Origin of the sequence: Georgenia phoenicis (assembly GCF_047302425.1) — a bacterium.
GTDB lineage: Bacteria > Actinomycetota > Actinomycetes > Actinomycetales > Actinomycetaceae > Oceanitalea.
In genome coordinates, this window is the sequence record NZ_CP154855.1 from 174962 (window position 1) to 198468 (window position 23507).

Below are 23507 nucleotides of genomic sequence, written 5' to 3' on the forward strand. Positions count from 1 at the left end.
GCGCCGTGCCCCCGCCCCCCGTGTCGTTCGTCAGCTCGCAGGCCAGGCGGCCTCGATGCCGTCGAGCACCGACTGGGTGTCGCTGCCGTTGATCCAGTCGACCATCCCGGTCCAGAAGGCACCGGCGCCCACCTCGGAGGGCATGAGGTCGGAGCCGTCGAAGCGGACGACCGCACCCTCCTGCTGGAAGAGCTCGATGGCCTGACGCAGCACGTCGGACGTGGCGAGCTCCGGGTCCACCCCGAGGTTCGCGGAGGTCACGCCGCCGATCTCGACGCGGGTGTTGGCCCACTCGGCGGAGGACATGAACGTCTGCACGGCCTGGGTGGCCTCACGGTCGTTGAAGGCCGCGACGAACTCGCCACCCACGAGGAGCGGGACCTCACCGGCGGTCTCGCCGGGCAGCGGGAAGGCGAAGGCCTCACCCTCGGGGCTGACGTCGGTGCCCTCGGGCCACTGGGCCTCGTAGAAGGAGGCCTGGCGGTGGAGGAAGCAGTTGCCGTCGAGGATCGGCAGGCCGCCGTCGTTGAAGGACGTCGTCGCGATGGAGCGGGCGTCGCCGATGCCACCGTTGACGTAGTCGTCGTTCTTGAGAATCGCGCCGGCCATGTCGACGGCCTCGGCGATCTGCGGGTCGTTGAAGGGGATCTCGTGCGAGACCCACTGGTCGTAGACGTCACCGCCGCCGGTCCGCAGGACGAGGTCCTCGATCCAGTCGGTGGCGGGCCAGCCGGTGGCGCCGCCGGACTCGATGCCCGCGCACCAGGGCTTGACGGTGTCCGAGCCGTGATCGGTGGCGATCTGCTCGGTCAGGGTCATGAGGTCGTCCCACGTCTCGGGGATCTCGTAGCCGTTCTCCTCGAAGAGGGACGGCGAGTACCACACGAAGGACTTGACCGAGGAGAGCATCGGGGAGGCGTAGAACTCGCCGTCGACGGTGCCGTAGGCCTTCCAGTCCTCGGTCCAGCCCTCGTCGACGTTCGCCTCGACGGCATCGGGCGCCGGCAGGACGTGCCCGTCGGCGACCATGCGCTGGAGCAGGCCGGGCTGCGGGATGGCCGCGAGGTCCGGGGCGTTGCCACCCTCGGCCTGGACGACGAGCTGCTGCTCGAACTCGCCCGAGCCGTTGTGGACGACCTCGATCCCGGTGCACTCGCTGAACTCCTCGAAGGAGTCCTGCATCTGGTCGGCCTCGACCTCACGGATGGAGGTGAAGAGCGTGACGCTCTCCCCCTCGAAGGTGCCGTACTCCTCGAAGGCCGAGCAGTCGGCCCCCGTGGCGGTGTCGTCACCGCCACCTCCCCCGCCCCCGCCGAGGTCGTCCGCGCCGCCACACGCGGCCAGGAACAGTCCCAGGGTCGCGGCCCCCGCCACCATCGCCCCGGCACGTCGCTGCGTCCGAATCGTCATCGATTTCCTCCACCGTCGTCGGAAAAGGGCGCGCTTGCGCCGTCTCCAATCAATCGCTGATGTCGTCTTTCTGCAAGGCTTTCAGCCCAGAAAACGCGTAACGATCTGGTCACGCGGGCAGCAGAGCGGACAGAACCGGCACGACGCCGTCGTCCTCCACGGGCCCGGTGACGAGGTCCGCGGCCGCGCGGACCACCTCGTCCGCCCCGCCCATCGCGACGCCCAGCCCCGCCCAGCGGAGCATCTCGACGTCGTTGCGACCGTCACCCACGGCCACCGTCGCGCCCGGCGCCACGCCCATGCGCTCGCGCAAGGTGTCGAGCGCGGACGCCTTGGTGACGCCGTCGGGGGCGAGGTCGAGCCACGCCGTCCAGCCGACGGCGTAGGAGACCCCGTGCAGGCCCACGCGTTCGACGAGGTCGTGGAAGTCCGCGGCCGACAGGTGCGGCGCGCGGAGCGTCACGCGGCTGGCGGGCGCGGCGCACAGCTCCTCGAAGTCGACGACGGTCATCTCCCCGCTCAGCTCCCCCATGGGGAAGGGTGCGGTCACCTTGAAGCCGCGGCCTAGGTCCTCGACGGCGAAGAGCCCGTCGGGCAGCTCCTCGCGCAGCAGCCGCAGCGCCGGCTCGGGGTCGAAGGTGACGACGTCGCTGATCTCGTAGCCGCCCTCGAGCTGCGGGTCCAGGCGCAGGCAGACGGCGCCGTTCGAGCACACCGCCCAGCCCTCGCGCAGCTCGAGCTCCTCGAGGATGGGGACGACGGCGGACACCGAGCGGCCCGTGGACAGGACCACCCGGGCACCGGCGTCCCGCAGCCGGCCGACGGTCTGGCGCACCGCCGTCGTCATCCGCTCCTCGTGGTCGATGAGCGTGCCGTCGATGTCGAGCGCGACGAGGAGGTCCGGCCCGGCCGCCGGGAAGGCGGCGGGCAGGTGGTCGCGGACGGCGTCGACGGTGAGGGTCATCGCGCCGTCACCGGCTCGAGGACCTCCAGGCCGCCGAGGTAGGGCTGCAGGCCCGCGGGGACGCGGACCGAACCGTCCGGGAGCTGGTGGTTCTCGAGGATCGCGACGAGCCAGCGGGTGGTGGCGAGGGTGCCGTTGAGGGTGGCGACCGGCTCGGTGCCGTTCGGGCCGCGGTGGCGCACGCCCAGGCGGCGGGCCTGGAAGGTCGTGCAGTTCGAGGTGGAGGTGACCTCCATGTAGCGCTCCTGGCTGGGCAGCCAGGCCTCGCAGTCGAACTTCCGGGCGGCCGAGGAGCCGAGATCACCGGCGGCGACGTCGATGACGCGGTAGGGCAGCTCGACCTTGGTGAGCATCTCCTCCTCCCAGGCGAGCAGGCGGGCGTGCTCGTCCTGGGCGTCATCCGCGGTCGTGTAGCTGAACATCTCCACCTTGTTGAACTGGTGGACGCGGATGATGCCCCGGGTGTCCTTGCCGTAGGAGCCGGCCTCGCGGCGGTAGCAGGTCGACCAGCCGGCGTAGCGCATCGGGCCGGCGGACAGGTCGAGGATCTCGTCGGCGTGGTAGCCCGCGAGCGCCACCTCGGAGGTGCCGGTGAGGTAGAGGTCGTCGGCGGGCAGGTGGTAGATCTCGTCGGCGTGCTCGCCGAGGAAGCCGGTGCCGCTCATCACCTGCGGGGAGACGAGCGTGGGCGTGATCATCGGGGTGAATCCGGCGGCGATCGCCTGGTCCATGGCGGCGTTGAGGAGCGCGAGCTCGAGGCGGGCGCCGATGCCGGTGAGGTAGTAGAAGCGGGCGCCGGAGACCTTCGCACCCCGCTTGACGTCGATCGCGGCCAGGCCCTCGCCCAGCTCGAGGTGGTCGCGGACCTGCTCCAGCTCGCGGCGCTCACCCTCGGTGCGGAGCACGACGAAGTCGTCCTCGCCGCCCGCGGGCACGCCGTCGACGACGACGTTGGACAGCTGGTAGGCGGCCGTCGAGGCCTCCTCCGCGGCGACGGCGGCGTCCCGCTCGGCGCTCTTCACCCGCTCGGCGAGCTCCTTGGCGCGGGCCAGGACGGTGGGGCGCTCCTCCGGGGTGGCCTTGCCGACGGAGCGGCTGACGTCCTTCTGCTCCGAGCGCAGCTGCTCGAAGGTGCTGAGCGCCGTACGGCGGCGCTCGTCGGCCTCCAGGGCTCGGTCGACCAGGCCGGGGTCCTCGCCCCGGGCGCGCTGGCTGGCACGGACGACGTCGGGGTCCTCGCGCATGGCTCTGAGATCGATCACGCCCCCGAGCCTATCCGGGCGGACTCACCGCCTCACACGCGGGCGGGTGCGCGTGGCACTAGGGTCTGGCTCGTGAGACTCCGCCGCGCCCTGGCCCGCGCCTACTGGCGGCTGAGCCGCTGGTCCCCGGACCCGACCCAGCCGCCCGCCGAGGGGCGCGGGATCCTCCTCGGCGTCCCGCACACCTCCAACTGGGACTTCGTCCTCATGCTCGCGCTCGCGTGGCACTGGGGCGTCAACGTGCGCTGGCTGGGCAAGAACAGCCTGTTCAAGCGCCCCTTCGGGCCGCTCATGCGGGCTCTGGGCGGCATCCCGGTGCAGCGGGACGACCCGGGCGGGCTCGTCGACGAGCTCGTGGCGCAGGTGCGCACCGGGCCGACGTACCTCGTCATCACGCCCGAGGGCTCCCGTACGGCCGTCCCGTACTGGAAGTCGGGCTTCTACCGGATCGCCCGCGCGACCGGGATGACGGTGACGCTCGGCTACGTCGACCGCCGCTCGATGACCGCCGGCCTGGGCCCCACCCTGACGATGACCGGTGACGTCCGCGCCGACATGGACAAGATCCGCGAGTTCTACCGGGGCAAGGTGGGCGTGCGCGGCGGCCCCGAGCGCATCCCCCGCCTCCGCTCCGAGGAGGAGTAACCCCTGCCCGCCGGGACCCCCTCCCGCCGACAGCACAGTTACCGCCGACAGCACAGTTATCGTCGACAGCACAGTTACCGCCGACAGCACAGTTATCGTCGACAGCCGGACTCTCCTCAGGGCGTGCGGACGACCAGCCCCCCGTGCTGCACCCGCGCGTGGACGACGGCGGCCTCGCCCAGCAGGTCACCGTCCACCTGGACGTGCTCGGGCTCCTCGGTGCGGATCGTCAGCGAGTGCGCCCGGCGGAAGTCGATGCTCCCGGTGCTGTAGGGCATGAGGTCGCGCCGCACCCCGACCCCCTGGAGCACGACCTTGCGCAGCAGGTCGGCCCAGCCGATGATCCCGCCGCGGGTGTCGATCGCCGCGACGTCCAGCCACCCGTCGTCGAGCTGCGCGTCCGGGAAGAGGACGACGCCGCCGGGCAGGCGCCCGCAGTTGGCGATGAGGACGGTGCGCGCCTGGAAGGTCGAGGTCTCCTCGGACTCGCCGAGCTCGAGGGTGGCGCGCATCTTGCGGCCGAGCAGATGCTTGACGCCGCCGACGAAGTAGGCGATCCAGCCGATGCGGGCCTTGAGCTCGTCGTCGGCGCCGCTGACCATCTCGGCGTCGAAGCCCATGCCGCCGATGACGAGGAAGACGTGCTCCTTCTCGAGCTCGGCACCGGGTACCTCACCGGCCTTGACCTCCGGCGCCTGGCTGTCGTCAGCGGGCGTGGGCGCCACCTCGGTACGCCCCGGCTCGCCGCGGTAGACGTCCTCCTCGGGCAGGGTGGCCGCCGGCGGCTTCTCCAGGCGCAGCCAGCCGAGGTCCATCCTGCGGTTGCGGCCTGTCAGCGCCGCTACGGCCATGTCGCGGTGACCGGTGAGGGGCAGTTCGAGGTTGCGGGCCAGGAGGTTACCGGTGCCGAGCGGCAGGATGCCCATCGGGGTGTCGGTCCCGGCCAACCCCTCCGCGACGGCCCGGACCGTGCCGTCCCCTCCGGCAGCGATGACGACGGACGCGCCCTGCTCGAGTGCCGTCCGCACCTGGCCGCCGCCCGGGTCCTCGACCGTCGTCTCCAGCCACAGCGGCTCCGGGAGCCCGGAGTCCGCGGCCACCTCGCTGACGAGCGCACGCAACCGATCGCCGTCGGTGCCCTTGGAGGGGTTGAAGACGACGGCGGGCGGCCCGGTCGGCCTCTCGGGCTCGACGGGCGGGGGGTCGTCGTGGGCGAAGGACGGGGTGCGGCGCTGCAGCGCGCGCCACACGGCGATCCCGACGACGAGGCCGGCAACGGCGACGACAAGGGCGATGACGGCGACCCACTGCTCCCAGCTCACGTGCCGACCGTAGTGGGCAGCCCGCCCCTCCGCGCTCCAGCACCGGCGAGCCCGGAGGATCCGGCTCTCGGCGGCAGGGGGCGAGCTCCGGAGAATCCGGCTGTCGGCGGTAAGTGGGCTGTCGGCGGTGAGGCGGGTCAGGCTTGGCCGGTGCGGATGCGCTCGACCCAGGCGCGGGCGGCGACGAAGTCGGCGTCGTGCGTCCCCGGCGCGAGGGTGGGCGCCAGGCGGTCCCAGCGCGGGTAGGAGCCCATGAAGCGCACGAGCGGGCACACCCGGTGCAGGCCGATGAGCGCGGCGCCGACCCGCTCCTCGGCGACGTGCCCCTCGAGGTCCATCGAGAAGGAGTACCGGCCCAGCGAGTCGCCGATCGGCCGCGACTCGATGCGCGAGAGGTTGACCCCGCGCACGGCGAACTGCTCGAGCATGTCGAGCAGCGCGCCGGCCTCGTTGTCGGCGAGGTGGACCATGAGCGTCGTCTTGTCCGCACCGGTCGGCTCGGGCACCGTGCCGGGGCGGGAAACGACGACGAAGCGCGTCACCGCGTGCGGGTTGTCCGCCACCCCCTCGGCCAGCGCCTCGAGCCCGTAGCGCTCGGCCGACAGCGCCGAGCACAGCGCGGCGTCGAAGCCGGCCTCGCGGCCGCGGTCGGCGAGGATCGCGGCGGCCGCGGCGGTGGACGTCGCGGGGACGTGGACCGCGCCGTCGAGCTCGCGCGCCACCCAGCCGCGGCACTGCGCCCACGCGTGCGGGTGGGTGGAGATGCGGCGCACCTCCTCCAGCCGCGTGCCGGGCACGACGGCGAGGACGAAGGCCACCGGCACGACGACCTCACCGACGATGACGAGCGGCTCCGGGGAGGAGGCGAGCGTGTCGAGCGTGACGTTGACCCCACCCTCGACGGAGTTCTCCATCGGCACGACGGCGAAGTCGGCCCGCCCGGCGCGCACCGCGTCGAGCGCGGACACGACGTCGGTCGAGGGCTCGGCCTGCACCGGGTCCGCGCCGACGAAGGCCCGCAGCGCCGCCTCGGTGAAGGTCCCCTCGGGGCCGAGGTAGGTGTAGCGGGCCAGCTGGTGGTCGGGCATCGGATCTCCTCGTGCGTGGTGCGCCCCGTGCGCACCGACGCAGCCTAGCCAGCGGGCCCGGCATCGGCCGCGCCACGTAGGCTGCCGGGGTGAGGCGCCGTCGGAACACCGTCACCCGTGTGGGGCTGGTCCTGCTCGCGGTGGCACTCATCGCCGCGCTCGTCCTTCCCCTCGGCGGCACCGTCTTCGCCGCCACGGAGGACGACGACGCCGCCCCGGACGCGTCGTCCGGCGCACCCGTCGTGCTCCTCGGCACGGGCGGCCTGCGCTGGGAGGACCTGTCCGCGCTCGCCACTCCCCGGCTGTGGACGCTGGCCGAGGAGGCGGGCGTCGCCAACTCGGTGGTCCGCTCGGTCCGCTCGAGCACCTGCCCGGCCGACGGCTGGCTCGCGGTCTCCGCCGGCCGGCGTGCGGCGGACCTGCCCGCGGGGACGCACGGTGTGTGCCGCCGTCTGGAGAACGCCGTCGACGGCGCGGTCCCCGGCTGGGAGGACTACCTCACCGCCGCGGAGGAGGCCTCCTACGACGCCCGGCCCGGAACCCTGGGCGAGCTCGTCACCGAGGCCGGGACCCCGACGGCGGCCGTGGGGCCGGGAGCCGCCATCGCGCTCGCCGACCCGGCCGGCGCCGTCGTCGGTGAGTACGAGCCACGCCCGCAGGACCCCGCGCTGCTCAGCGCCGTCGTCGAGCGGGCCGCGACGGAGGTGGAGCTCCTCGTCGTCGACCTCGGTGCCGTCCGCGACCGGGGCCGCCCGCTCGTCAGCGCCACCGACCGCCGCTTCTCCGGCCCCGAGGAGGACGCGCCGGCCAAGGCGACCCGCGCCTGGCCGCTCACCGGCCCGGACCGCCTCGAGCAGGTCGCGGTGCTCGAGGCGCGCGCCGCCGCGGTCCTCGACGCGCTGCCCGAGGGCGCCACCGTCCTGCTCGCCTCGCTCGCGGACTCCGGGTCCACGCCCGTCATGCAGGTGACGGCGCTCGCCTCGCCCAGCGAGCCGGCCGGGATGCTCGAGAGCCGCTCCACCCGCCAGCCGGGCATGGTGCAGTCCACCGACGTCCTGCCCACCCTGCTCGACCGCCTCGGGATCGAGGCGCCCGCCGGCCTCGCGGGCGCGCCCATGCGCGCCACGCCCGGTGACGGGAGCGGCGCCGCGCGGATCGCCACGCTCATCGACGAGAACCGGCACGCGATCGCCGTCCGCCCGCTCACCGCGCCCTTCTTCTCCGGGCTCGTCCTCGTCAACCTCGCGCTCTACGCGCTCGTCACCGTGGGCCTCAACCGCGGCTTCCTCGACCGCGCCGGCCGCTGGCTGGACCGGCGCCGCTCGAGCGGCTGGGCCGGCATCGGCCGGGCCGCCCGGGCGCTCGACCCGGACCGGGCGCTGCACGCCCTGCGGGCCGTGGCGGTCACCGTCGCGGCCGTGCCGGTGGGCAGCTACCTCGCCAACCTCCTGCCGTGGTGGCGCACCGGCTCACCCGGCCTCGTGGTCTACACGGCGACGATCGGGATCGCCGCGCTCATCGCCGGGCTGGCGCTGGCCCGCCCCTGGCGCCGGCAGCTGCTCGCGCCCGTGGGGATCGTCGCGGGCATCACCGCACTGGTCCTCGCGGTCGACGTCCTCACCGGGGCGCGCCTGCAGCTCGCCGCCCTCATGGGGGTCCAGCCGCAGGTCGGAGGCCGCTTCTACGGGATCAACAACTCCTCCTTCGCGCTGTGGGCGACGAGCACGCTCCTGGCCGCCAGCTGCCTGGTCGAGCCGCTCGTGCGGCGCGGGAGGCGACGTGCCGCGGCGGCCGTCGTCGCCGTCGTCGGCCTCATCGCGACCGTCCTCAACGGGGCGCCGGGGATCGGCGCGGACTTCGGCGGGCCGCCGGCGCTGCTGCCCGCCTTCATCATCCTCGCGCTGCTCGCCCTGGGAGTGCGGCTCACCTGGCGGCGGGTGGCGCTCGTGCTCGGGGCGGCGGCGGCCGTGGCGATCTCCTTCTCGCTCATCGACTGGATGCGGCCGCCCGCCGAGCGCAGCCACCTCGGCCGCTTCATCGAGACCGTCCTGGACGGCGGGCTGTTCGACGTCGTCCTGCGCAAGCTCGGGCAGAACCTGGCCAACCTCTTCGGCTCCACGCTCACCTTCCTCGCGGTGGGCGGGATCGCGCTCGTCGTCCTCGTCCTCACCCAGCCGCTGCGCCGCGCCGCGCGCTCGGGCGACCACGCCGCCTACGGGTGGCTGGCCAAGGGCTCCTCGCTGCGGCGGCTCGAGGCGGACGCGCGCATGCTGCGCCCGGCCCTGGTCGCCGTCGCCGTCGCGCTCGGCATCGGCTTCGGGGTCAACGACTCCGGCATCGTCATCCCGGCCATCGGGGTCTCGGTCGCGGTGCCACTGCTCATCGCGGTGGTCGCGGCCTGGCTGCTGCGGCTGCGCGCCGAGCCGCTACCGGTTCAGCCGGAGACGACGGCGCGGTAGGGCTGGCCCGGCGCCTGGTCGGCCGGCCGGTCCCCGAGGGCGCGCGCACCCACCCGCACGCCGCGTGCGCGCCGCACCGCGGCGGCGAGCATGACGTCGCGGTACTGGGCGGCGCGGTGCAGCTGGCCGGCGAGGTCGTTGCTGCTGGCCCGGTGCCGCAGGTCGCAGGGCACCTCGACGAGCGTGAAGCCCTTGACGAGCAGGTCGATCGTCATCCCGGTCTCCACGCCCCACCCGGCGGCGAGCGGGACGGCGGCCTCGAAGGCCTCACGGGTGAGGCAGCGCTGGCCGGAGAGCGGCTGGGTGGGCAGCCAGCCGGTGGCGCGCGCGATGCTGCGCCGTGCCTTGCCGACGACGATCCCACGGCCGCCCGCCCCCGGCTGCGGCGGCAGCACGGCGATCGCGCAGTCCGCGGTACCGGCGAGCACCGCATCCACGAGCGGGGTGACCCCGACGGCGGTCTCCCCGAGGTCCGCGTCGATGAACAGGAGCAGCCGGGCGGGCCCCTCGGGGGCGTCACGCATGGCAACGACGGACGCGCCGGTCTCCATCGCCGAGGCCTTGCCCCGGTTGACCGAGTGACGCACGACGACGGCGCCCGCCGCGCGGGCGACGTGCTGGGTGTCGTCGGTGGAGCCGTCGTCGACGACGACGACGAGGTCGACGTGCGGGATGGCACGGGCGGCCCTGACGGTCGCCGCGATCCGCGTGCTCTCGTCCTTCGCCGGGATCACGACGGCGACCCGCTGGGGGCCAGGGCGCCGGTTCACCCTTCGAGCGTAGTGGTGGTCAGGGCCTTCGCGCAGGTTCACGGCACGCGGCCGTCAGCGCAGGGTGACCTGGCGGGACACGATCCCCGCGCGGGCGCGCCGGGCGTCGGCGTCGAGCGGGCCGCTCTCGGCCAGCGCGGCCTCGAGGCGCTTCTCGAAGGCGGCGCAGGGGCCGGCCAGCTCGTCCGCCTCGGTGCCGGGCACGAGCTCCCACACCGGCACGAGGATGCCGCTGGTGCGGAAGGCGCCGACGAAGCGGGCGCCCTCCTCCAGCTCGGACTCGCGGCGGGCGTGCAGGCGGGCGATCGCGTCGAGAACGTCCTCCTGCGGCTCGGGGCGCGACCAGCGGAGGAACTCGCGGCCCATGCGGCACCAGTACGCGGACTCCACGCCCTCGACCTTGACGGTCGGGACGATGCCCTCGCTGGACTGCTCGACGGCGGCGGTGACGTCCGCGTCGCGCTCCTGGTCCGCGGCGAGCCAGAAGCCGAAGTCGTTCTCGATGACCGGCTCGAAGGGCACGGTGAGGTCGAGGACGTCCTGGAGGCGGGGGCCGGGCTCGAGGATGCCGAGGTTCGTCACCGGGGTGCCCGGCTCGGCGTCGAGGGCGAGGAGCAGGGCGGCGGCGACGTCGCGGCTCGCGTCTCCGGACTTCGCGGCGGTCTGCAGCCCGACGAGCACGACGCCGTCCTCGCGGTGCAGCGCCGGCCACAGCTCGGGGAGCATGGTGGCGACGACGACCTCGCGGGAGCCGTACTCCTCGGTGGTGCGCACCGTGGCGGTCGCGGCGGGGACGATCTCGCGCATCGCGACCCAGTCGGTCTCGCCGGGCAGGCCCTCGAAGGGACGCTCGACGAAGGGGACCTCCACCCGCTTGGGGCGGGGGCTGTCGGACTGGCGCTTGCGGCTCTTCTTACCCATGGTGGGCAAGCCTATCGGTGCCTAGAGGAGGCGGGCGTCGCTGCCGTCGTCGGTGGTCATCGGCAGGCCCGCCGCCGCCCACTCGCGCATGCCGCCGTCGAGGTTGCGGGCGGTGAAGCCGGAGTGGTTGAGCCACGCGGTGGCGCGCATCGATCGGCCGCCCGAGCGGCACACGACGAGCAGGTCCTCCTCGGGCAGCTCGTCGAGGCGGTCGGGCAGCTCGCCGAGCGGGATGTGGACGGCGCCGGGAGCGTGGCCGGCGTCCCACTCGTCCTGCTCGCGGACGTCGAGGATCGCGTGCCCGGCGGGGACGGGGCTGGCGGGGTCGAGGTCGGCGACGGTGAGGTCGCGGGGCTGGTCGAGGTCCTCCATGCCGTCCACGGTAGCCCCGCCGGGCCACGGGCCTCCATCCCTGCACCCACCGGGGCGCCCGGGCTGGGGAGATCGGGGGACGAGGTGGCAGGGGAGTGGCAGGATCGGGGCATGCACGAGCGCGCCGGAACCCCCGCCCTGCCCGAGGACCTCATCGACGTCGACGCCGTCGTCTCCGCGTACTACGACCGCTCGCCGGACGTCGACGACCCCTCCCAGCAGGTGGTCTTCGGAACCTCCGGCCACCGCGGCTCGAGCCTCGACTCCGCCTTCAACGAGGCGCACATCGTCGCGACGACGGCCGCGATCGTCGAGTACCGCCGCGCGCAGGGCACCGACGGCCCGCTGTTCATCGGCCGGGACACCCACGCACTGTCCGAGCCGGCCTGGCGCACCGCCGTCGAGGTCCTCGCGGCCGCCGGGGTGGAGCTGCGCGTCGACTCCCGCGACTCCTTCACCCCCACCCCCGCCGTCTCCCACGCGATCCTCCTCGCCAACGGCGCCGGCACGGCCGCGGGCGTGCGGGTCCAGGGCCCGGGCCGCGCGGACGGCATCGTCGTCACGCCCTCGCACAACCCGCCCCGTGACGGCGGCTTCAAGTACAACCCGCCGCACGGCGGGCCCGCCGGCTCGGACGCCACCTCGTGGATCGCCGCGCGCGCCAACGAGATCCTGCGTACCGGCGTCGGGAACGTCCCGCGCATGCCGCTGGAGCGCGCGCTCGCCGCGGAGACGACGCGCGGTCACGACTTCCTCGCCGCCTACGTCGACGACCTCGCCAGCGTCGTCGACCTCGAGGCCATCGCGAGCGCCGGGGTGCGCATCGGCGCCGACCCGCTCGGCGGCGCCGCCGTCGAGTACTGGGGCGCGATCGGTGAGCGCTACGGGCTGGACCTCACCGTCGTCAACCCGCAGGTGGACCCGCGGTGGTCGTTCATGACGCTCGACTGGGACGGCAAGATCCGGATGGACTGCTCCTCGCCGTCGGCGATGGCCTCGCTGCTGCGGGTCATGCGCCCCGAGGACGGCGGCCCGGCGCCCTACGACATCGCCACCGGCAACGACGCCGACTCCGACCGTCACGGCATCGTCACCCCCGACGGCGGGCTGATGAACCCCAACCACTTCCTCGCCGTCGCGATCGAGTACCTCTTCGCCCACCGGCCGGGCTGGCCCGAGACCGCGGCCGTGGGCAAGACGCTCGTGTCCTCCGCGCTCATCGACCGCGTCGCCGCGGGCCTGGGGCGGCGGCTGCTCGAGGTGCCCGTCGGCTTCAAGTACTTCGTCCCGGGGCTGCTCGACGCCTCCGTCGGCTTCGGCGGCGAGGAGTCGGCCGGCGCGTCCTTCCTGCGCCGCGACGGCTCGGTGTGGACCACCGACAAGGACGGCATCATCCTCGGCCTGCTCGCCTCGGAGGTCCTCGCGGTCACCGGCCGCAGCCCCAGCCAGCTCCACGAGGAGCAGGTCGAGCGCTTCGGCGCCTCCGCCTACGCCCGCATCGACGCGCCCGCCACCCGCGAGCAGAAGGCGCGGCTCGCGGCACTGAGCCCCGAGCAGGTGACGGCGACGACACTCGCCGGGGAGGAGATCACCGGCCGGCTCGTGCGCGCCCCCGGCAACGACGAGCCGATCGGCGGCCTCAAGGTGACGACGGAGAACGCCTGGTTCGCCGCACGCCCCTCGGGCACCGAGGACGTCTACAAGATCTACGCCGAGTCCTTCCGCGGCGAGGAGCACCTGGCGCAGGTCCAGGCCGAGGCCAAGGCCGTCGTCGACGCCGCCCTCGCCTGAGCACGCCCTCGGGGTGCGCGGCGCACCGGTCACCACCAGACTCGGGGCACCGTCAACCGGAAGGACGTGACATGGGTATCGGTGGAGGCATCTTCCTCATCGTCGTCGGAGCGATCCTCGCCTTCGGGCTGAGCCCCGACACCTGGGAGGTATTCAACATCCAGATCATCGGCTACATCCTCATGGCGGTCGGCGTGCTCGCCCTCGTGCTCGCCTTCGCCATGCAGCGTCAGCGCCGCAACACGAGCCACACGGCCTACGTCGAGCGCCGCGACACGGGCAACCCGCCCCCGCGCTGACCCTCCACGTGGCCCGCGCCCTTCCCGGGCGCGGGCCACTGCGCTGCTCTACGGTCGACCCCATGGCCCGCCCCTCCCTCGGTTCCGCCCTCGAGGACGGACTCAACCGCCGTCTCGTCCCCTACCTGCGACGCCGCGGCTGGCGTCCCGAGACCATCACCTACACCGGCTACGGCAGCCCCGACCGGCTCCGTGTCCTCGCCCGCGTGCTCCTCACCGAGAACGACGACGACGCACCCCCAGCCGCCGACGTCGGCGCCACCGAGACCGAGCTCGCCGAGGCGCAGCAGGCCGAGCGCGGGTGGCGCTCCTTCCTCACCACCCCGGTCGCGCACCTGCCCGTCGCCGTCGACATCGCCGGCCGGACGCACGCTGCCCATGTCGACCGCGGCGGCTACCTCGACCTCCTCGTCGAGGACCACGGCCTGCCGCCGGGCTGGCACGACATCACCGTGCGCGCCCGCGGCGCCCGGCCGGCGACGGCGCGGGTGCTCGTCATCGGGCCCGAGACCCGCTTCGGGGTGGTCAGCGACATCGACGACACCGTCATGGTCACCCGCGTGCCGCGCCCGCTCATCGCGGCGTGGAACACCTTCGTCCGGCACACGAGCACCCGCCAGGCCGTCCCGGGGATGGCCGAGCTGTTCCGGAACGTCCAGGAGGCGCGCCCGGGCACGCCGGTGCTCTACCTGTCGACCGGGGCGTGGAACGTCGTCCCCGCGCTCGAGCGCCTCTTCCGGCGCAGCGGCCTGCCCGCCGGGCCGATGCTCATGACGGACTGGGGGCCGACCAACACCGGGTGGTTCCGCAGCGGCCAGGAGCACAAGCGCACGACGCTGCGCCGCCTGCTCATCGACTTCCCGCAGATCCGCTGGCTGCTCGTCGGCGACGACGGCCAGCACGACCCCGAGATCTACTCCGAGCTCGCGCGCGAGCACCCCGACCGGGTCACCGCCGTCGCCATCCGCCAGCTCACGCCCGGGGAGCACGTGCTGTCCCACGGCACCCCGCAGGCGCTGGGTCGCGACCGCGAGGGCGGACGGGTGTCGGGCGACTCCCGGCCCCCCGTCGTCGCCGCCGGTGACGGCACCGCCCTGTGGGACAAGCTCCGCCCCCACCTCACGTAACCACCCCCTCGTGCGCCGACAGCCGGATTTCGCCTGGCGAAATCCGGCTGTCGGCGTGGGGGCTGGGGGTCAGGTGGTGGCGGGGCGGCCGCCGAGGTAGAGGTCGCTGAGCTTGGGGTCGGCGAGCAGCTCGCGCGCCGGACCGGTGGCGAAGACGCGGCCGAGGTCGAGGACGCAGCCGATGTCGGCCATCTCCAGGGCCCGGCGGGCGTTCTGCTCGACGAGCAGCACCGCGACCCCGGCCTGCCGCATGCGGTCGACCTGCTCGAAGATCGTCGTCACCCGCTTGGGGTCCAGGCCCATCGACGGCTCGTCGAGGAGGACGACGTCGGGGCGGATGACGAGCGCGCGGGCGAACTCGACCTGCTTCTGCTGGCCTCCGGAGAGCAACCCGGCGGTGTCGCTCCAGCGCTCCCCGACGAGCGGGAAGACCTCCTTGACGTACTCGCAGCGCTCCGGCAGGACCGACTGGTCGGCCAGGGAGTAGCCGCCGAGCATGATGTTCTCCTCGACGGTCATCTCCTTGAACACGGAGTGCCCCTGGAGCACGTGGGACAGTCCGCCGCGCAGCAGCTGCTGCGGGCTCTGCCCCGTGACGTCCTTGCCGTTGAGGGTGATGGTGCCCTGGCGGGGCTTGAGCATGCCGCTGGCCACCTTGAGGACGGTGGACTTGCCCGCGCCGTTGGGCCCGACGAGGCAGACCACCTCGCCGCGGCGGACCTGCACCGACAGGCCGCGCAGGACGAGCGCCGCCTTGCCGTAGCCCGCCTGGATGTCGTCGAGCTCGAGGACGATGTCAGACGCCAAGGTATGCCTCCAGCACCTTCGGGTCGGACTTCACGACGTCGGGCGTGCCCGTCGCGATCGGCCGGCCACGGTCGAAGACCACGATGTGGTCGCACAGACTCATGATGAGGTCCATGTTGTGCTCGACGATGAGGAAGGTCGTGCCCTCGTCGTTGAGCTCCCGCACGAGCAGGGCGATCCGCTCGATGAGGGAGGGGTTCACGCCGCCGGCCGGCTCGTCGAGCATGACGAAGGGCGGGTCGGTCATGAGGGTGGAGCCGAGCTCGAGGAGCTTCTGCTGCCCGTAGGAGATATCGCGGGCCTCGGACGCCTCGAGGTGGTCGATGCCCACCCGGGCGAGCATGGCCCGCGCCTTCTCCACCGTCTCGGCGCTGCGCGTGTTGCCGAGGTACTCCCCCAGCGTGCGCGGCTGCACCGCGACGAGCATGTTCTCCAGCACCGTCATCCGCGGGAAGACCCGGCACAGCTGGAAGCTGCGGCCCAGGCCCGCCCGGGCGATCTTGTGCGGTGCCCAGCGGGTGACGTCCTTGCCGTGCATGGTCACGGTGCCGGAGTCGGGGCGGATCATCCCGGTGACGCAGTTGAAGAACGTCGTCTTGCCCGAGCCGTTGGGGCCGATGAGCCCGTTGATCTTGCCGGTGTAGAACTCCGTCGTCGCGCCGTCGACGGCGTGGACGCCGCCGAAGGACTTCGTCAGCCCCTCGGTGCGCAGGACGGTGTCAGCCGCGTTCATCGCCGGCCTCCTTCGTGGTCGTGGTCGCGGCCTCCTGCTGCTGGCGCAGCTCCTCGGCGGAGACCTCGCGGATGGAGGAGCTCTGGGGACCGAGGCGGCGCAGCAGCTGCGCGGCACCGGTGAGCACGCCGTCGGGCAGGAAGAGCACGACGAGCCCGAGGAGCAGGCCCGTGGCGACGAGGTGGAACTGGCTGCCCTCGGAGTTGAGGACGAAGTACTCCAGCGCCGAGCCCACGACGATCGCGCCGAGCAGCGGCCCGAAGAGGAAGCGCACCCCGCCGAGCAGCGCCATGAGGACGACCGTGGACCCGAGCACGATGTCGAACTGGAAGATCGGGTCGAGGTCGCCGAACCACAGGGCGTAGAGACCGCCGGCCACCGCCACGAAGAACGCGGAGATGACGAAGGCGACGAGCTTGAGCCGGCTCGTGGGGGCCCCGAGCGACTCGGCCTTGTCCTCGTCCTCGCGCACGCTCTTGAGGGCGGCGCCGAAGCGCGAGCGGTCGATGAGCGTCCACGCGAGGAGGGTGACGGCGAGCAGCGCGAGGAAGATGTAGAAGAAGGTCTCGTGGTGCTCGGGGCGCAGCATGTCGGGGAAGGGCCGCGGGACGACGAGCCCCGCCGAGCCGCCCGTCACGGTCTCCCAGCTCTGGAAGAGCAGCTGGAGGACGAGGACGAGCGCGATCGTCACGATGACGAAGGACGACCCCCGCACTCGCAGCGCGGCGAAGCCGACGGGGATGGTGAGCACCGCCGTCGCCACGGCCGCGACGAGCGCGGCGAGGAGCCAGTTCATCCCGGTGTGGATGACGAGCAGCGCCGTCCCGTAGGAGCCGAGGCCGAAGAAGGCCGCGTGGCCCAGGGAGATGTAGCCGGTGAAGCCGCCCATGATGTTCCACCCGGTCGCGAAGACCGCGTAGTTGAGGACGATGACGCCGGCGCTCACCATGTAGGCGTTGGGGGCGATCGTGGGCCACAGCGCGAGTACCGCGACGACGACGGCGACGAGGATGACCGGCCGTAGCCGGCTCGCGCTGCCGCCGCCGGCCGCGAGGCTGCGCGCCGGCAGGGACCTGGTCCGGTCAGAAACGCTGAGCAAGGCGACCTCCGAAGAATCCCTGCGGCCGCACCATGAGCGTGAGGAAGAGGGCCACGTAGAAGATGGTCTGGGCGAGGGTCGGCGTCACGCCCGGGAGCAGCTCGGCCATGACGCGCAGGACGCCGAGGAGCAGGGCCGCGATCGCGGCGCCCGGGATGGACCCGAGGCCGCCGACGACGATGATCGCCATGAGCGGGCCGATCCAGTGCCAGTGCAGCGAGGGGAAGATCGTCGCCTGCAGGGACAGCGCCGTGCCGCCCACGGCCGCCGTCGCCAGACCGAGGCCGAAGCCGAAGCCGGCGGTCCTGTCGGTGTCGATGCCGACGAGCTGGGCTGCCTCGCGGTGCTGGATCGTCGCGCGCAGCGCCCGCCCGAAGCGGGTCTTCTTGAGCACGAGGAACAGCGCGAGGAGGCTGAGCCCGGCGAGCGCGAAGGAGATGATCTGCACGACGGGGATCGAGGCGCCGAAGAAGTCGACGCTCGCGGTGCCGTAGGGCAGGTTGATGCGGCGCTGGGTGCCGGTGAAGGCCATGCCGAGCAGGCCCTCGATGATGAGGGCGATGGCGAAGGTGATGAGCACCGACATCATCGTCATCGTCGCCGGCTTGAGCCGGCTGATGAGCCAGCGCTGGATCGCGTAGCCGATGCCGAAGAACAGCGGGACCGTGGCGATGAGCGAGAGCATCGGGTCCAGCCCGGTGGCCGTCGAGAAGCGCCAGGCGATGTAGGCGGCGAGGACGATGAACGCCGCGTGGGCGAGCATGACCACCCGCATGACACCGAAGTAGAGGGTGAGCCCTGCTGCTAGGAGGGCGTAGAGCCCTCCTAGCAGCACGCCCAGAATCAGGCTCTGGAAGATGAGTGACACGGCCGGGTCACCACTCCGGCTTCGGGTAGACGAGCTCGGCCGTGGCGGTGTCCTCGGGCAGCACGATGGCAATCTCGCCGTCGATGTACTGGAGGATCATGTGCGCGCCGTTGGGGCGGCCGGCCTCGTCCCAGGCGAGCGGGCCGACGACGGTGTCGACGGTCGCGCCGCGCAGGTAGTCGATGAGCTGCTGCTGGCACTCGCCCTGCTCGGCGCAGCCGACCTCCTCGACGGCGGCCGCGACGACCTGGCCGGTCGTGTAGGCGTTGGCCTCGTCCTCCTGCGGCGGCTCACCGTGGAGCTCGGTGTGCGCCTCGACGAACTCGGCGTTCGAGGGCCAGTCGGCCTGGTTGGAGTAGCCGGTGGGCGACAGGATGCCCTCGACGGCGCCGCCGACGGCCTCGGGGAACTCGGGGTTGGTGGGCGCCGTGGAGAAGGCGGCCATGCGCGGCTGGTAGTTCAGCTGCTGCAGCGCGAGGATCATGTTGACCGCGTCCTGGTACTGCGTGCCGCCGACGACGAGGTCGGGGTCGGCATCGGCGATCTTCGCGGCAATGGCGTTGAAGTCGGTCTGGTTGGGCGGGTAGACCTCGTCGACGACGAGCTCCACGCCCGCCTCGACGAGCTTGTCCCGCAGGCCGTAGGCGGTGCCCTGGGCGAAGGGGTCGTCCATGGCGGCGACGGCCATCGTCTGCGGCCGCTCCCCCTCGGGCATCGCGAGGATGTGCTCGACGAGGTTGTTGTAGTGGTCCGGCGCGATGGCCGGGGCCGCGTAGAAGATGTTCTCGAAGCCGTTCTCGAAGACCTCGGCCGCGGCGGCGGCCGGCTCGACGAAGAGCATCCCGTACTCGGAGGCCACCCGGGAGGCGGGGACGACCAGGCGGGTGGAGAACGGGCCGAAGAGCAGGTCGACCTCGTCCTGGGCGATGAGGGACTCGTAGTCGGACACGACGCGAGCGGCGTCGGAGGCGTCGTCGAGGATCTTGAGCTCGACCTGCCGGCCGAGGAGGCCGCCGTTCTCGTTCGTCACCTCGGCCCAGGTCTGGTAGCCGCGCTCGACGCCCTTGCCGGGCTCGGCGAAGTCACCGGTGAGCGGCAGCGAGATACCGATGACGATGGGGTCCTCGGAGTCCCCACCCTCCTCGCCGCCACCGTTCCCGCAAGCCGCCAGCGCGAGCATGGCCACCGCGCCTGCAGCAATCCCCCGGGTCAACCGCTTCGTTGACATCCGTCCTCCTTCATTGGTTGCGGACGCGCTTCTCGAAAGCGCTTTCCGGACAGTACGGGCTTACCCGACCACGGCGCAAGGGCCTTTCGTGATCGTGATCACTCTGAGTCCTTCGCCCCAGCAGCGCCTGACGGAAACCGCATCCCGCGGCGCAGCCGGAGCCGCGCGCCTCGCCCGGCGGAAAGCGCTTGCCCTATCGGCCGCGGGTGGGCCATGATGGCCGGGCGGCACTGGGCCGCCCCACACTCGACGGAGAGGATGAAGCGTGCCGAAGGTAGCGATGGTGACCGGGGGGAACCGCGGGATCGGGCTGGGCATCACGACGCGGCTGCTGGACGAGGGCTACGCCGTCGCCATCCTCGCGACCCGTGAGGAGCCAGCCGAGCTCATGGCCGAGCTCCGCGAGCGCGGCGAGGTCATCTACGTGCGCGGTTCGGTCTCCGAGCTCGCCGACCACGAGCGTTACGTCGCCGCCAGCCTCGAGCAGTGGGGGCGCATCGACGTCCTCGTCAACAACGCCGGCGTGGCCCCGACGGTCCGCGACGACATCCTCGTCGCCACCGCGGAGAGCTACGACCGCGTGATGGACATCAACCTGCGTGGCCCGTACTTCCTCACCCAGCTCGTCGCCCGCACGATGGTCGAGCGCCGCGGGGAGATGACCGAGCTGCCCGACGAGCCGGTCGGCACGATCGTCAACGTCTCCTCGACCTCCGCCGTCACCGTCTCGACCAACCGCGGCGAGTACTGCCTGTCCAAGGCCGGGATGGCGATGTCCACCCAGCTGTGGGCCGCGCGCCTCGCCCCGGAGGGGATCGTCGTCTACGAGATCCGGCCCGGCATCATCGCCACCGACATGACCGCCGGCGTCAAGGAGAAGTACGACTCCTTCTTCGCGGGCGGCGGGGCACCGATCCCCCGCTGGGGCCGACCCTCCGACGTCGGCGGCGCCGTCGCCCAGCTCGTCGCCGGCCAGATGCCCTACTCCACCGGCGACGTCATCAACGTCGACGGCGGCATGCACATCCCCACCCTGTGACGAGGAGCGACCCCGTGACCACCCACGAGCCCCAGACCCTGCAGATCGCCGGCCGCGAGGCGCCCGTCGTCACCGCGAACACCGTCGTCGTCGGCACCGGATCGGCCGGGTACTGCGCCGCCGCGCGTCTCGTCCAGCTCGGCCAGGACGACGTCGTCATGGTCACCGACAAGATCGGTGCAGGTGCCAGCCGCAACGCCGGCTCGGACAAGCAGACCTACTACAAGCTCACGCTCTCCGGCGGCAACGGCGACTCCGTGCGGGAGATGGCCGAGACGCTCTTCGCCGGCGGCGCGATGGACGGTGACAACGCGCTCGCCGAGGCCGCGCTCTCCGCCCGCGCCTTCCTCCACCTGGCCGACCTCGGGGTGCCCTTCCCGCAGAACCGTTACGGGGAGTTCATCGGCTACAAGACCGACCACGACCCGCGCCAGCGGGCCACCTCGGTGGGGCCCTACACCTCGCGGACGATGGTCGAGCAGCTGGAGAAGCGGGTCAACGCCAACGGCACGCGGATCTTCCCCGAGTGCCGCGTCGTCGACGTCCTCACCCACGAGGGCGCCGTCGCCGGGCTCCTCCTCCTGCGCACCGACGTCCCGCACGACGGCGAGCAGAGCCCCTACCTGCTCGTGCGGTGCACGAACGTCGTCTACGCGACGGGCGGGCCGGCCGGCCTGTACGCGACACGCGTGTTCCCCAACGGGCAGTGGGGCGCCTCCGGTGCGGCCTTCCGCGCGGGCATCGGCGGGAAGAACGTCACCGAGTGGCAGTTCGGCCTCGCCTCGACCAAGCCGCGGTGGAACGTGTCCGGCACGTACATGCAGGTGGTCCCGCGCTTCGTGTCGACCGACGCCGACGGCGGGGACGAGCGCGAGTTCCTCACCGAGGCGATCCCCGACTACGGGCGGCTCATGTCGCTCGTGTTCCTCAAGGGCTACCAGTGGCCCTTCGACGTCCGCAAGGCACGCGACGGCTCGTCGCTCATCGACCTGCTCGTGTACCGGGAGACGGTGCTGCGCGGGCGGCGGGTGTTCCTCGACTTCCGGCGCAACCCGGTGCGGGAGGACTTCGACCCCAGCGCCCTGGACCCGGAGGCCTACGAGTACCTCGAGAAGGCCGGGGTGCTGTTCGGGACGCCCATCGAGCGGCTCAAGCACATGAACCTGCCCGCGTACGAGTTCTACCTGGGCAAGAACCCGTACGTGGACCTCGAGAAGGAGATGCTCGAGGTCGACGTGTGCGCGCAGCACAACAACGGCGGCCTGCTTGTCGACGCGTGGTGGCAGTCCAACCTGGCCGGCTTCTTCCCGGTGGGCGAGGCCGGCGGCGCGCACGGCGTCTACCGGCCCGGCGGTGCGGCGCTCAACAGCGGACAGGTCGGGGCCACCCGGGCTGCGCAGTTCATCGCCGCCCGGCGCGCCGACGCGCCGCTAGGGGAAACCGAGTTCATCGCCGCCGCCGAGGGTCCGCTGCGCGACGCCGCCGAGCTGGTCGCGCAGGCGACGGCGCGGGCCGCCTCGGGCGCGGAGGACAACACCGGCGACCTCCTCCGCGAGGTCGGGGAGCTCATGAGCGCCAAGGCGGGGCCGGTGCGCTCGCGCCAGTCCATCGCCGAGGCGCTGGAGCAGGTCGAGGAGTGGCTGGGCTCCTACCGGGAGCTCGTGGTCGCCGACGCCGGGTCGCGCCGGGCCGTCAACCGCGCCTTCCTCGTGCGCGACATCCTCACGACGGCGCAGGTCTACCTCACGGCGATGGCCGACTACGTCGACCACGGCGGACGCTCTCGCGGCTCGGTGCTCTACACCGACCCGTCAGGGTCGCTGCCGCTCGTGGGCTACGGGCCTGATGCCGCGCAGGAGCTCGACCTGCCGGAGCTCTTCCGCTTCACCCTCGACGGCGGCGCGCTCGACGACGAGGTCCAGGAGGTCGCGTGGACCCCGCACCGCGCCGCCGATCCGGAGTCGCCCAGCGAGGCGGGGGACGTCGCGATCACCTGGCGCCCGCGCCGCCCCATCCCGGAGGCCGACGACTTCTTCGAGAACGTCTGGCGCGACTACCGCGAGCACCAGAACATCCTCTGACGGGCGCCCCCCGCCCTCGGCCGGACATCGTGTGGCTTTCGCGTTCGCTGGGAGCGCGAAAGTCACACGGTCTTCCGGGAGACCGCAGGCGCCGCTCCACAGGTCAGCCTGAGGCACCCCTGTCCACGCCGTCGCCAACGAGCGCGCGGGAGCAGACATCCCCTGGTGGACCCTGTCGCCATGGCGCCCGACCGTCGGCGGATCAACCGCATGGCACGACAGCACTGGTTCGTGCTCACCCGGCCCGAGCTCGAGAAGATCGGCGTCTCCGTCACGTGGATCCGCGCCCAGGTCGACGAGGGCATCTGGCGCCGGGTGTACCCGGGCGTCTACATCACCCATGCCGGTCGGCAGACGTGGGAGACCCGAGTCGTTGCGGCTCTCGCCTACGCGGGCACGGACGCCGCGATCTCTCACGCCACGGCCGCGGACTGGTGGTTCGAGAACGCCGCTACACGCGCCCAGAGGGTGTCGAGCACCGTGGAGATCAGCGTGCCGGCCCGCAGGACAGTGGTCGCCCGACGCGGTCTGCGGATCTATCGCCGACGCACGGTTCCCGCGGTGGAGGGACGCATCCCTGCCACGACCGCGGTTGAGACTGCCGTCGACCTCGCTTGTCACGCGAAGACGGAGGACGACGTCGTCGGCGTGCTCGCGCGCGCACTCCGCACCACCGAGCCGGCCGACATCCGGGCCGCCGTGGCCGGGCGGTCACGGGTCCGCCGTCGTGCACTGCTCCTCGACGTCCTCGCCGACGCCACGGCCGGGATGGAGTCTCCCCTCGAGCGCCACTACCACCGTGACGTCGAGAGTGACCACGGGCTGCCGGTGGCCGAGCTCCAGGTGCGCGAGCAGCTACCCGGGGCTCGGATCCGCGCCGACTGCCGCTACCGCAGGTGGCAGGTGCGCATCGAGCTCGACGGCAAGCTGGCCCACCCCGGCGGCCGTACCGACAAGGACACCTGGCGCGACAACGCCGTCCTGCTCGCCTCCCGGGAGGTCACGTTGCGGTACCGCTGGACACACGTCGTGGGGACTCCGTGCCGGACGGCCCAGCAGGTCGTCGACGCTCTTCGCCTGGGCGGCTGGGACGGCCGCCCGCGTCGCTGCGGCCGCCCCGGCTGCCGGGTGAGCTGATGCCCTCCGGACCGTGTGGGTTCCGAGTTCCCAGGGAACGCGAAACCCACACGATTACGAGGAGGGGTGGGCGGCTGACAGAGGG

Annotated in this window: 21 protein-coding genes; 8 read left to right on the top strand and 13 right to left on the bottom strand. The window is 72.7% G+C overall.

Annotation, left to right across the window (positions count from 1 at the left end; translation table 11 throughout):
- Positions 1 to 30 precede the first annotated feature (30 nt).
- The 3 genes from AA0005_RS00955 to serS all read right to left on the bottom strand — a co-directional run bounded on the left by AA0005_RS00955 (position 31) and on the right by serS (position 3636).
- Positions 31 to 1410, bottom strand: coding sequence for an ABC transporter substrate-binding protein (locus AA0005_RS00955; protein WP_413451564.1), 1380 nt, complete (start codon positions 1408 to 1410; stop codon positions 31 to 33).
- Between the two features lie 109 nt (positions 1411 to 1519).
- Complete coding sequence (locus AA0005_RS00960; protein ID WP_413451565.1) at positions 1520 to 2374, bottom strand: HAD family hydrolase; 855 nt, start codon at positions 2372 to 2374, stop codon at positions 1520 to 1522.
- Positions 2371 to 3636, bottom strand: a complete 1266-nt coding sequence (serS, locus tag AA0005_RS00965; protein ID WP_413451566.1) for a serine--tRNA ligase — start codon at positions 3634 to 3636, stop codon at positions 2371 to 2373. Before serS ends, AA0005_RS00960 begins: the two co-directional genes overlap by 4 nt.
- A 72-nt stretch (positions 3637 to 3708) precedes the next feature.
- Between serS and AA0005_RS00970 the strand changes: the two genes are divergently transcribed.
- A complete protein-coding gene (locus tag AA0005_RS00970) occupies positions 3709 to 4281 on the top strand; it encodes a 1-acyl-sn-glycerol-3-phosphate acyltransferase (protein WP_413451567.1) in 573 nt (190 codons plus the stop codon).
- 116 nt (positions 4282 to 4397) lie between these two features.
- Here AA0005_RS00970 and AA0005_RS00975 read toward each other — a convergent pair whose 3' ends face one another.
- Positions 4398 to 5603 carry a diacylglycerol/lipid kinase family protein gene (locus AA0005_RS00975; RefSeq protein WP_413451568.1) on the bottom strand — a complete coding sequence of 402 codons (1206 nt, stop codon included), beginning with the start codon at positions 5601 to 5603 and terminating at the stop codon, positions 4398 to 4400.
- Between the two features lie 137 nt (positions 5604 to 5740).
- Positions 5741 to 6691 (bottom strand): prephenate dehydratase, encoded by a 951-nt coding sequence (pheA, locus tag AA0005_RS00980; protein WP_413451569.1) that lies wholly within the window; start codon positions 6689 to 6691, stop codon positions 5741 to 5743.
- Positions 6692 to 6780: 89 nt separating this feature from the next.
- On the opposite strand from pheA, the gene AA0005_RS00985 reads away from it, so the two are divergent.
- Positions 6781 to 9150: a hypothetical protein gene (locus AA0005_RS00985; protein ID WP_413451570.1), complete on the top strand. Its 2370-nt coding sequence runs from the start codon at positions 6781 to 6783 to the stop codon at positions 9148 to 9150.
- Here AA0005_RS00985 and AA0005_RS00990 read toward each other — a convergent pair.
- The 3 genes from AA0005_RS00990 to AA0005_RS01000 are packed head-to-tail and all read right to left on the bottom strand — an operon-like array spanning position 9126 to position 11213.
- A complete protein-coding gene (locus AA0005_RS00990; RefSeq protein ID WP_413451571.1) occupies positions 9126 to 9920 on the bottom strand; it encodes a glycosyltransferase in 795 nt (264 codons plus the stop codon). The genes AA0005_RS00985 and AA0005_RS00990 overlap by 25 nt on opposite strands.
- 54 nt (positions 9921 to 9974) lie before the next feature.
- Positions 9975 to 10841: a DUF5926 family protein gene (locus AA0005_RS00995; protein ID WP_413451572.1), complete on the bottom strand. Its 867-nt coding sequence runs from the start codon at positions 10839 to 10841 to the stop codon at positions 9975 to 9977.
- Positions 10842 to 10862: 21 nt separating this feature from the next.
- On the bottom strand, positions 10863 to 11213 hold the full coding sequence (locus AA0005_RS01000) for a rhodanese-like domain-containing protein (protein ID WP_413451573.1): 351 nt from the start codon (positions 11211 to 11213) through the stop codon (positions 10863 to 10865).
- A gap of 111 nt (positions 11214 to 11324) precedes the next feature.
- Here AA0005_RS01000 and pgm point away from each other — a divergent pair, with 111 nt between their 5' ends.
- From pgm to AA0005_RS01015, 3 genes are all read left to right on the top strand, one after another.
- The gene (gene pgm / locus AA0005_RS01005; RefSeq protein WP_413451574.1) at positions 11325 to 13004 is read left to right on the top strand and encodes a phosphoglucomutase (alpha-D-glucose-1,6-bisphosphate-dependent); all 1680 of its coding nucleotides are present in this window, start codon (positions 11325 to 11327) and stop codon (positions 13002 to 13004) included.
- 71 nt (positions 13005 to 13075) lie between these two features.
- Positions 13076 to 13303, top strand: coding sequence for a DUF6458 family protein (locus tag AA0005_RS01010; RefSeq protein WP_413451575.1), 228 nt, complete (start codon positions 13076 to 13078; stop codon positions 13301 to 13303).
- A 62-nt stretch (positions 13304 to 13365) separates the two neighbouring features.
- The gene (locus AA0005_RS01015) at positions 13366 to 14430 is read left to right on the top strand and encodes an App1 family protein (RefSeq protein ID WP_413451576.1); all 1065 of its coding nucleotides are present in this window, start codon (positions 13366 to 13368) and stop codon (positions 14428 to 14430) included.
- A gap of 69 nt (positions 14431 to 14499) precedes the next feature.
- Here the strand turns inward: AA0005_RS01015 and AA0005_RS01020 are convergent, their stop codons facing one another.
- The 5 genes from AA0005_RS01020 to AA0005_RS01040 are packed head-to-tail and all read right to left on the bottom strand — an operon-like array spanning position 14500 to position 19165.
- Entirely contained in the window at positions 14500 to 15237 is a 738-nt protein-coding gene (locus AA0005_RS01020; protein ID WP_413451577.1) for an ABC transporter ATP-binding protein, read from the bottom strand.
- Positions 15227 to 15970, bottom strand: a complete 744-nt coding sequence (locus AA0005_RS01025) for an ABC transporter ATP-binding protein (RefSeq protein WP_413451578.1) — start codon at positions 15968 to 15970, stop codon at positions 15227 to 15229. Before AA0005_RS01025 ends, AA0005_RS01020 begins: the two co-directional genes overlap by 11 nt.
- Positions 15957 to 17069, bottom strand: a complete 1113-nt coding sequence (locus tag AA0005_RS01030) for a branched-chain amino acid ABC transporter permease (RefSeq protein ID WP_413451579.1) — start codon at positions 17067 to 17069, stop codon at positions 15957 to 15959. The genes AA0005_RS01025 and AA0005_RS01030 overlap by 14 nt, the downstream gene beginning before the upstream one ends.
- The gene (locus AA0005_RS01035) at positions 17053 to 17937 is read right to left on the bottom strand and encodes a branched-chain amino acid ABC transporter permease (RefSeq protein WP_413451580.1); all 885 of its coding nucleotides are present in this window, start codon (positions 17935 to 17937) and stop codon (positions 17053 to 17055) included. The genes AA0005_RS01030 and AA0005_RS01035 overlap by 17 nt, the downstream gene beginning before the upstream one ends.
- A gap of 7 nt (positions 17938 to 17944) precedes the next feature.
- Entirely contained in the window at positions 17945 to 19165 is a 1221-nt protein-coding gene (locus AA0005_RS01040) for an amino acid ABC transporter substrate-binding protein (protein WP_413451581.1), read from the bottom strand.
- Positions 19166 to 19430: 265 nt separating this feature from the next.
- Between AA0005_RS01040 and AA0005_RS01045 the strand changes: the two genes are divergently transcribed.
- From AA0005_RS01045 to AA0005_RS01055, 3 genes are all read left to right on the top strand, one after another.
- The gene (locus tag AA0005_RS01045) at positions 19431 to 20204 is read left to right on the top strand and encodes a 3-ketoacyl-ACP reductase (protein WP_413451582.1); all 774 of its coding nucleotides are present in this window, start codon (positions 19431 to 19433) and stop codon (positions 20202 to 20204) included.
- A gap of 14 nt (positions 20205 to 20218) precedes the next feature.
- Entirely contained in the window at positions 20219 to 22285 is a 2067-nt protein-coding gene (locus AA0005_RS01050; RefSeq protein WP_413451583.1) for an FAD-binding protein, read from the top strand.
- Positions 22286 to 22465: 180 nt separating this feature from the next.
- Complete coding sequence (locus AA0005_RS01055; RefSeq protein WP_413451584.1) at positions 22466 to 23422, top strand: type IV toxin-antitoxin system AbiEi family antitoxin domain-containing protein; 957 nt, start codon at positions 22466 to 22468, stop codon at positions 23420 to 23422.
- Positions 23423 to 23507 lie beyond the last annotated feature (85 nt).